This window comes from Desulfovibrio sp. (assembly GCF_018379785.1).
In the GTDB taxonomy this organism is placed as follows: Bacteria; Desulfobacterota; Desulfovibrionia; order Desulfovibrionales; family Desulfovibrionaceae; genus Desulfovibrio.
In genome coordinates, this window is the sequence record NZ_JAGZUV010000097.1 from 1 (window position 1) to 7,813 (window position 7,813).

Below are 7,813 nucleotides of genomic sequence, written 5' to 3' on the forward strand. Positions count from 1 at the left end.
GAAAGGTGTTTTTTGTATAACAAATTTTTTCCACCCGCATAGCGGGTGGATTTCTGTTTCGCTCGCCATAGCTCGCTCAACTGGCTAAAGCCCTTTATTCAAAAGGGAGACCGGTGATCCGGTCTCCCTTTTTCTGTCAGAAGCGGCGCTTGCTTCCTATTGCTCCGGATCCACGGCGCTGGGCCGGGTGAGGCCGGGCTGATGCCGTCTGTCCGGGGCCGTCGGCGCTGGCGAGGCCACGGGCGGCGCGCCGGACCCGGCGGCTTCCGGCGCGCCGCCCGGCGACCGGGCTGGAGTCCGGCGCGGGTTCTGAACCGGAGCCCGGTCCGGAACAGGGGCAGTCGGCCGGGCCGCGGCTCCTCCGGGCACACCGGCGTCCTGACGGGCACGCCGACGGCGCGGCGGCGGCAGGGTCTTTTCGGCGGGCACTTCGCCGCGCAGCACCTGTTGCGTGCGGTGCAAGGTATCCTCGCACAGAGGCTTCAGGTCCGGCGGCGCGGCGGCCAGGGCCTTGCGGGCCAAGGCGCTGGCTTCCTGCAATTGTTTTTTATCGTTGTTCTTTTCACCCAGACGACAGAGCACCCAGGCCAGATTGTTGTTCAGATGCGGGTCATCGGGCATATCCGGCTGGGCTTTGCGGTAATACTCCAGCGCAACGGCGTCCTGCCCGGTAGCGGCGGCCAGATTGCCCAGATAGAAATCACCTTCCGGCACCGTAACGGCCGCCGCCGTATACTGGCCCTGGGCGCGTTCGGTTTCGCCCCGTGCCTCGTAGGCCTTGCCCAGGTCCAGATGCTCTTCGGGCGTCAGGGGATCAGGCAGGTGGTGCGGCCCGCAGGCCGCGCAGCAAAGCAGCAGCAAGGCCCCCGTAAGACGGCCCAGGCTGTTGAGCGATATGCGCATGGCAAATCCTCCTTTCTCCGCCGTCTCAGGGGCAGCAATAATTTCGGTTATGATTGTAGTCGTCGTCATCGCAGCGGGAGGATGCTCCTCCCAGCGCGGCCCCCAGCACGGCGCCGCCCACGAGCAGGATCGCCAGCAGGACCAGCAGGCCGTCGCCGGAGCCGCCCTTGATGTACCTGGGAATATCCACATCAATGGTTTTACGGCGTTGTTCGTCGCTCATGGCGGCCACGGCCTTGGCCGCCGCCTCTTCCTGCTGGCCGCGCGCCATAAAATACTGACGCACGATCTTGCCTTCCAGATCCCGCCGCGCCGCCTCCAGCCGACGCGAATCCTCATCCGAAAGGTTGTAAAGGGTGGGAATGAAACCGGCCACGGCGCGCGGGCTCACCGCCAACAGCGGGATGAGCAGCAGCGCCGCCACTCTGAAAAGACACAAAGACATTCGCATGGCATCCATCCGGTAAATGTGAAACCAGTTGGCACATACAAAGCCGCTTTTCGACGATTCCCCCCTAGCCCTTAGCCCCCGGGCCGTCAACGCCAAAATTTTGTACGCGAAAACCGGCGCTGGCGACCGTCTGCCGGGCGAACGAGCCCGCTCCGGCAAAAGTGTAGCGGCGGCAAAACAGCGGGCATTCGGCCCGCCCCATCTCGAAACGACGGTGACAATTCGCCGGATGAAAAGCTGGAGCTCTACGCGAACACCACAACCGGCATCCTCAACCAGGCGTTATTCCTCAATATAGTCTCGGGCCGGTAAAGCATCCGCTGCCCGGCCTTTTTGGTCAGCGAAGGAGGAACGGGCCGGGCTCGTGATCATTTCTCCCTTTTGCAAAATATAACTTATTGATATTAATATATAAGCATTCAGAAAATATAAATTCTGATAGCAAATTATATATTTTCAATTATAATGGAACCTTCACAATCACCAGGGGGGTGCGATCAAATTAGGAGGGATTGCACATGGTAGTGGAAGCGGAACAGATACAGCCGGTGGCGGAATTCGACCACGAAACGCGGCTTGCGGTTGCCCATTCAGCCTGCATCATGCTGGCGCTGGATCCGGAACTGAGCCCGAAAGACGCAGTGGCCGATGCCTGCCAGGTATTTTCCGCAGTGTTTCCAAAGGAGGTTAAGGGCAACTAAGTAAAGGGTGGGCCGGGTTCTTGGGGGAACCCGGCCCATTCCTTGTAAGGGCCGATTTGCCAAGCGGAAAAAAGGGGGAGGAACAGCAAGATGTGGCCGCTGCCGTACAGGGGCTCTTTGAAAGAATCGGACATCTCGATGTCGATGGCAATGAATTTTGGTTGGGGCGGAACTGGGAATTGCGCTGGAATAGCACCTGTGGTGGCACTTTTTGCAGGTGATCGGAAAAGCCAAGACTGCCAATGTCGGCCATTGCCCCCGGGCAAGTCTGCGTTGCGATCCAGACGCGCGGACAGGAAATCCGGGACGGAACATCCGGGAAAAGTGAAGCCCCGCAAGGCCTTTTGGGCTTTGCGGGGCTTCGTGAGATGGAAAATTGGTGGGTCGTGCGGGGATCGAACCTGCGACTCTCTGCTTAAAAGGCAGATACTCTACCTACTGAGTTAACGACCCATCGAGGGGAACACTTTAGCCGCTTGCGCCCGAAGTGTCAAGCCCGCCGCGCGGGCCTACGGCCGGGATGCGGTACGGCGCGCCTTGCCTCCGGGCAACGAGACTTACTCGCCCTTCTTTTCCAGTTTGGCCCAGGTATCGCGCAAGGTGGCCGTGCGGTTGAACACGGGCAGTTCCGGCGTGCTGTCCTTGTCTTTGCAGAAATAGCCCAGGCGCTCGAACTGCATGGTCCGGCCCACCTCGGCGTCGGCCAGGGCCGGTTCCAGCAGGGCGCGCACCACGCGCAGCGAATCCGGATTGAGGTTGTCCAGAAAGGTCTTGCCCTCGGGCGCGGCATTGGGATTTTCCACCGCGAAGAGCTGCTCGTAGAGGCGCACTTCCGCGGGCAGGGCGTGCGCCGCCGAAACCCAGTGGATAGTGCCCTTGACCTTGCGGCCGTCCGGGCTCTGCCCGCCCCGGCTCTGGGGATCGTACACGCAACGCAGCTCCTTCACATTGCCCGCCTCGTCCAGCACGGCCTCGCGGCAGGTGATGAAATAGGCGTAGCGCAGGCGCACTTCCGCGCCGGGAAAAAGGCGGTGGAATTTCTTGGGCGGATCCTGGCGGAAATCGTCGCGCTCGATATAGAGCTCGCGCGAGAACGGCACCTTGCGGCTGCCGTAGCCGGGGTCTTCCGGATGATAGGGCATTTCAAATTCCTCCACCTGCCCTTCCGGATAATTCTCGATAACCACCTTGATGGGGTCCAGCACGGCCATGGCGCGCGGGGCTCCGGCATTGAGGTGCTCGCGGATGCAGAATTCCAGCATGGAATAATCCACAATGGAGTCGGCGCGGGCCAGACCGATGCGGGCGCAGAACTCGCGCAGGGCCGAGGGCGGCACGCCCCGGCGGCGCAGGCCGCTGAGGGTGGGCATGCGCGGGTCGTCCCAGCCCCGGACGTGCCCTTCCTTGACGAGCTGGATCAGCTTGCGCTTGGAGAGCACGGTATAGGTCAGGTTCAGGCGGGCGAATTCGATCTGCTGCGGGTGGTACACGCCCAGGGCGTTCAGCACCCAGTCGTAGAGCTCGCGGTTGTTCACGAATTCCAGGGTACAGAGCGAATGCGTGATGCCCTCCAGCGAATCGGACAGGCAGTGCGTGAAATCATACATGGGATAGATGCACCAGGCATTGCCCGTGCGATGGTGCTCGGCATGGCGGATGCGGTAGAGCGTGGGGTCGCGCATGACCAGGTTGGGCGAGGCCATGTCGATCTTGGCCCGCAGCACGCGCACGCCGTCCGGAAACTCCCCGGCGCGCATGCGGCGGAAGAGATCCAGATTTTCCTCCACGCCGCGGTTGCGGTACGGGCTCTCGCGGCCGGGCTCGGTGAGCGTGCCGCGATATTCGCGGATCTCCTCGGCGGAGAGGTCGTCCACATAGGCCTTGCCCATTTTGATGAGCTGCTCGGCGTATTCGTAGAGCTTTTCAAAATAGTTGGAGGCGTAGAATTCGCGGTTCTGCCAGTCCCCGCCCAGCCAGCGCACGTCCTCGCGGATGGACTCCACGTATTCGGTCTCTTCCTTGGTGGGATTGGTGTCGTCAAAGCGCAGATTGCAGAGGCCGCCGAACTCCTTGGCCACGCCGAAATTCAGACAGATGGACTTGGCGTGCCCGAGGTGCAGGTAGCCGTTGGGCTCCGGCGGGAAGCGCGTGTGCACCTGGCCGCCGAAACGGCCGGAGGCGTTGTCTTCCTGAATCCGGGCGCGGATGAAGTCCACGCCGGGCTTGGCCGCTTCGTGGGCCGTGGCGTCATTGCCGGTCTGCATCGTGTCGGGCTTGCTGGTGGGGGCCATAGTGCGCTCCATGCGGAAGTGATAAACGGTAGTTTGTAAAAATACGCCAAGCCGTGCCGGGGGTCAATGCGCTCCGGCCACGCCGGAAGACTGCGACGGACGCGGCGCTTGCCGCCCGCAACGTGCGCCGCAAGAGCGCCGGACACAAAGGCCGCAGGGCAGACGCATCTAATTCGGTAACTATTTGAAATTATTAATATATAATAAGCTATATTTGTTGTTCGTAGCAAATAATTTTAAATAGTTAGATGCTACGTGCGTCTGCCCTGACAAAGGCCGCCGCCGCTCTTGACAGCAAAAGCGCACTGCGTTAGCTTCCATCTCCACGGTTTGCCATTCTGAATGCGCAACCCTGCGGAGAGGTGTCCGAGCCGGCCGAAGGAGCTCGCCTGCTAAGCGAGTATACGGGCTTAAACCTGTATCGAGGGTTCAAATCCCTCCCTCTCCGCCACATACAGTCATAAAAACGGTGAGTTGCAGAAAGATGCAGCTCACCGTTTTTTGCGCTGAAGCGCCTCTAAAAAGCCAGCGGCACTATCCAGGCTTAATGATACTTTGAAAAAATCTGTCCAGAGATGGCAAATCCGACTGGCTACAACGCCTGCCAATTGGCTCGCATTGGTTGATATCTGTTTTTGAACAATTCCCTATGCGAGTTTTCCGAAAATTTGCCGCCACGTTGAAGGCTTTTTTGCTCTCTTTTGACTGTCTCGGGTTGTACGCTCCTGTATACAGGCCCGTATGTTTTCGAGCCGGGAAAAGCTGTCGCCGTCAACAATGACCACACCTCACCAAGAATCACCTGGAGCCACCACGGAGGCGGGTACAACAGCAATCATCGGCACTACACAGCCGGATTTTGCGCATCAAGCCGATCCAACACGGCCAGCGCCGCCGGGATGTCGGCTCCAGAGGCCAGGGCCTTGAAACGGGTTTCCGTGTCATAGGCGGCCAGAGCCTGTACACTGATTTCCGTAATGAGTTTATTGACGCTCAAGCCGCGTGCTTCCGCCACGTTCCTGAGCCGGTTTGCCACATCTTCCGGCAGGCGAAGGGTCAAAGTGCTCATAATAACTCCTTGAGGCATTCTTGCGGCGTGAGTATGCGCAATTGCGGCCACAAAAGCTGTCCTCGCTGTAAGTCTTTCATATTGTAGGTCACAATGGCACGGGCATTCCCTGCAATGGCAAGCTCAATCAAATGGTTGTCTCCCTCATCGGGCAAGTTGGGTCGCCAGCCATAGTAAATGGATACCCACTTCCCCGCTGCGGCCAGGGCTTGCAGCATCGTCAGTCTCTCTGCGTGTGTTGTATTCTCTGTCCACACGGAGCGTCCGAGCAGGTCTTCATATTCAAGCCACAGCGCATTGCCGAACAGGGGCACGCATTTCCCCGTAAGTGCGGCTCGAAGAAGTGCGCGCGCCGCCCCGCCTGCGACATCCTTAGACCGTAACGCGGAAACAAAGACGTTGGTATCTATAACTATGGGCATCATGTTGATAGCATATATGCCATCATTCATCTTGTCAAGGGACGCTCTCTCCGGGCTTCTTTTCAAAAGCGGCTTCCTCCGTTTCCGCCGGGCACAAGCAGCGCGCGCCCTTTCCCGTCAGTATCCAGTCCGGGTTTATCCCTTTGCCGCGCAGGAGCGTGAGCAGCCATTCCGCCGGGATAGTCCCGCGCCGTTTCGCGTCCGAAATGGCTGACTGGTTGATGCCTAAAAACCTGCCCAGCTCTCGCTGGGTTTCGCATCCGGTCACAGCCCGGATGCGCTCCATTGCCGATGAATAGTCCATAATCCGCTTATCATCCATATCGCCTCTATACCCCTTTCGACTTATGGATATTTGGCGCACGTACTAGCTACTATAGTGCCATTTACGTGTCGGCCAATCAATCCGGTGCTATCCGGGCTTAATGAATGATACTCCAAACTTTGACTTGGCCTTGGGACAGATTATCCGCGAATACAGAGAACGCCTCGGATTATCCCGCAAACAATTAGCCGCTATTATTGGTGGTTCCGAATCTCACATCAAAGCTATCGAATCCAGGGTGCGCAATCCGACAATCACGGTTTTTACCCTGATTGCCGCAGCCTTGGGCATCGACGCGGACAAGTTGTTGCTGGAGGCCATGCAACGGCAGGCATACCTGAACGATAAAAACCGGCTGGAATAACGAGCAGATCATTCAGTAACACATCACGATGTTTCGCATCCCATCCGTTCCCCCAACGCCCGACGCACCAGTTCGTTGATCAGTTCCTGCGCTGAACACTGTTCCGGCGGGCGGATTTCGATCACGCGCTCAGCCGAAAAACGGGCTCTTCCGATTCCGCCGACCGCAAATAGTGCACGCCCTCCCCTGTCAGAATCCAGTCGGGATTCACGCCTTGGATTCGCAGCAGTTTCAGAAGCCAGTCCGCAGGGATAGCCCCTCTCCTTTTGGCGTCAGTAATTGCTGACTGTCTGATGTCCAAAAATTCAGCCAATTGCTGTTGCGTGCGGCAGCCTGCCGTTTGAAAAACGCGCTCCAGTGCGGAAGACATAAAATTTCTCCATCCTATAAATTAAATAAACGTTAAATTTCGCTATATTAAATAGCATATTTATTTGTCACCTGATAAATACATCAGCTATTTTTTAAGCAACTGTCAAGTATGTATATAGGATGCGTAAAAGACCCCCATCTCGATTTGGTGCAGCACTGGTTCAGGAATGCAAAAAACGGAACATCACCCAATACCGTCTTGCGCAACTTTTGGGTCGAAGTACTCGCTATCTCAATAACATCGAGCATGACAGAAGCGAGCCGCGCTTCACGACTATTTTGTTGCTCGCACAGGCTATGGGCATGGAACCAGAAGAATTGGTCGATGCTGCCGCGAAACTGAGTTGGGCGGCATTGGCGGAAGAAAAACAAGATTCCGGCAACGAGCAGTTGGAAATGACTGTTGGAAAAAAGAAAGAAAAGAAAAACGCCTGACAGATATGCCGCCGCAAACCGCATGCCTTCTTCCTGATCCAGATTATGAGCAGTTTCTTTCATTCACTAGGTTGTAGCCAAGTGAACGTCAAGAAATTCTAGGCTACATCCAAGTAAAATGGGAAGGATGTATGCCTATAATCAGCCGCTTAAGCCCAATAATGGAAGGAAAAGGGATGACCTATGAGGAATTGCAATACAGGTCAAAAGTGGCGCCCGATACTGTCGCGCGGGCCAGGGATGAAAGAATAGCGACGTGCAAGCTGCTGACGCTGGAAAAATTGGCTGACGCTCTGAATGTGAATATCTGCCGATTATTCACGCACAGTAAGAAATAAGTTTTCGCGTCTGACAGCGCCCGGCGCACCAGCGCGTTGATCAATTGAGGTAGTCTCGACTTGATCTGACAGTTACCCCTTGAAAGGAAAGGGGAACTCCGTTTTGATGGAAGTGTAAACGCACCATCAACCGGGCACTGCG

General features: G+C 57.3%; 11 protein-coding genes and 2 tRNA genes. 5 read left to right on the top strand and 8 right to left on the bottom strand.

Features of this window, described 5'->3' with window-relative positions; genetic code table 11:
* Positions 1-156 precede the first annotated feature (156 nt).
* Both KH208_RS14500 and KH208_RS14505 read right to left on the bottom strand, forming a co-directional pair.
* Positions 157-903 carry a hypothetical protein gene (locus KH208_RS14500; RefSeq protein WP_291437478.1) on the bottom strand — a complete coding sequence of 249 codons (747 nt, stop codon included), beginning with the start codon at positions 901-903 and terminating at the stop codon, positions 157-159.
* Between the two features lie 25 nt (positions 904-928).
* Positions 929-1,354 carry a PA2779 family protein gene (locus KH208_RS14505; protein ID WP_291437479.1) on the bottom strand — a complete coding sequence of 142 codons (426 nt, stop codon included), beginning with the start codon at positions 1,352-1,354 and terminating at the stop codon, positions 929-931.
* A gap of 518 nt (positions 1,355-1,872) precedes the next feature.
* On the opposite strand from KH208_RS14505, the gene KH208_RS14510 reads away from it, so the two are divergent.
* Complete coding sequence (locus KH208_RS14510; protein ID WP_291437481.1) at positions 1,873-2,055, top strand: hypothetical protein; 183 nt, start codon at positions 1,873-1,875, stop codon at positions 2,053-2,055.
* Positions 2,056-2,432: 377 nt separating this feature from the next.
* Here the strand turns inward: KH208_RS14510 and KH208_RS14515 are convergent.
* Together KH208_RS14515 and KH208_RS14520 are read right to left on the bottom strand one after the other, a co-directional pair.
* Positions 2,433-2,508 (bottom strand) — tRNA-Lys (locus tag KH208_RS14515).
* 104 nt (positions 2,509-2,612) lie between these two features.
* Positions 2,613-4,319 carry a glutamine--tRNA ligase/YqeY domain fusion protein gene (locus KH208_RS14520; RefSeq protein WP_291437495.1) on the bottom strand — a complete coding sequence of 569 codons (1,707 nt, stop codon included), beginning with the start codon at positions 4,317-4,319 and terminating at the stop codon, positions 2,613-2,615.
* A gap of 383 nt (positions 4,320-4,702) precedes the next feature.
* Here KH208_RS14520 and KH208_RS14525 point away from each other — a divergent pair.
* Positions 4,703-4,797, top strand: a tRNA-Ser gene (locus KH208_RS14525).
* 393 nt (positions 4,798-5,190) lie between these two features.
* Here KH208_RS14525 and KH208_RS14530 read toward each other — a convergent pair.
* Genes KH208_RS14530 through KH208_RS14540 form a run of 3 tightly spaced genes read right to left on the bottom strand, consistent with a single transcriptional unit; the run spans position 5,191 to position 6,159 of the window.
* Positions 5,191-5,415, bottom strand: a complete 225-nt coding sequence (locus KH208_RS14530; RefSeq protein WP_291437483.1) for an Arc family DNA-binding protein — start codon at positions 5,413-5,415, stop codon at positions 5,191-5,193.
* Positions 5,412-5,867, bottom strand: a complete 456-nt coding sequence (locus KH208_RS14535) for a putative toxin-antitoxin system toxin component, PIN family (protein ID WP_367114970.1) — start codon at positions 5,865-5,867, stop codon at positions 5,412-5,414. The genes KH208_RS14530 and KH208_RS14535 overlap by 4 nt, the downstream gene beginning before the upstream one ends.
* A 4-nt stretch (positions 5,868-5,871) precedes the next feature.
* On the bottom strand, positions 5,872-6,159 hold the full coding sequence (locus KH208_RS14540) for a helix-turn-helix domain-containing protein (RefSeq protein WP_291437485.1): 288 nt from the start codon (positions 6,157-6,159) through the stop codon (positions 5,872-5,874).
* A 133-nt stretch (positions 6,160-6,292) separates the two neighbouring features.
* On the opposite strand from KH208_RS14540, the gene KH208_RS14545 reads away from it, so the two are divergent.
* Positions 6,293-6,526, top strand: coding sequence for a helix-turn-helix transcriptional regulator (locus KH208_RS14545; RefSeq protein WP_291437487.1), 234 nt, complete (start codon positions 6,293-6,295; stop codon positions 6,524-6,526).
* A gap of 121 nt (positions 6,527-6,647) precedes the next feature.
* Here KH208_RS14545 and KH208_RS14550 read toward each other — a convergent pair whose 3' ends face one another.
* Positions 6,648-6,896: a helix-turn-helix domain-containing protein gene (locus KH208_RS14550; protein WP_291437489.1), complete on the bottom strand. Its 249-nt coding sequence runs from the start codon at positions 6,894-6,896 to the stop codon at positions 6,648-6,650.
* A 122-nt stretch (positions 6,897-7,018) separates the two neighbouring features.
* Here KH208_RS14550 and KH208_RS14555 point away from each other — a divergent pair, with 122 nt between their 5' ends.
* Together KH208_RS14555 and KH208_RS14560 are read left to right on the top strand one after the other, a co-directional pair.
* A complete protein-coding gene (locus KH208_RS14555) occupies positions 7,019-7,333 on the top strand; it encodes a helix-turn-helix transcriptional regulator (RefSeq protein WP_291437491.1) in 315 nt (104 codons plus the stop codon).
* A 131-nt stretch (positions 7,334-7,464) separates the two neighbouring features.
* On the top strand, positions 7,465-7,671 hold the full coding sequence (locus KH208_RS14560; protein WP_291437493.1) for a helix-turn-helix transcriptional regulator: 207 nt from the start codon (positions 7,465-7,467) through the stop codon (positions 7,669-7,671).
* Positions 7,672-7,813: the final 142 nt, after the last annotated feature.

Bases quoted from the DNA above. Each gene is read 5' to 3' on its own strand.
- KH208_RS14500 (WP_291437478.1), bottom strand. From the start codon at position 903: ATGCGCATATCGCTCAACAGCCTGGGCCGTCTTACGGGGGCCTTGCTG.
- KH208_RS14505 (WP_291437479.1), bottom strand. From the start codon at position 1,354: ATGCGAATGTCTTTGTGTCTTTTCAGAGTGGCGGCGCTGCTGCTCATC.
- KH208_RS14510 (WP_291437481.1), top strand. From the start codon at position 1,873: ATGGTAGTGGAAGCGGAACAGATACAGCCGGTGGCGGAATTCGACCAC.
- KH208_RS14520 (WP_291437495.1), bottom strand. From the start codon at position 4,319: ATGCAGACCGGCAATGACGCCACGGCCCACGAAGCGGCCAAGCCCGGC.
- KH208_RS14530 (WP_291437483.1), bottom strand. From the start codon at position 5,415: ATGAGCACTTTGACCCTTCGCCTGCCGGAAGATGTGGCAAACCGGCTC.
- KH208_RS14535 (WP_367114970.1), bottom strand. From the start codon at position 5,867: ATGAATGATGGCATATATGCTATCAACATGATGCCCATAGTTATAGAT.
- KH208_RS14540 (WP_291437485.1), bottom strand. From the start codon at position 6,159: ATGGATGATAAGCGGATTATGGACTATTCATCGGCAATGGAGCGCATC.
- KH208_RS14550 (WP_291437489.1), bottom strand. From the start codon at position 6,896: ATGTCTTCCGCACTGGAGCGCGTTTTTCAAACGGCAGGCTGCCGCACG.
- KH208_RS14555 (WP_291437491.1), top strand. From the start codon at position 7,019: ATGCGTAAAAGACCCCCATCTCGATTTGGTGCAGCACTGGTTCAGGAA.
- KH208_RS14560 (WP_291437493.1), top strand. From the start codon at position 7,465: ATGCCTATAATCAGCCGCTTAAGCCCAATAATGGAAGGAAAAGGGATG.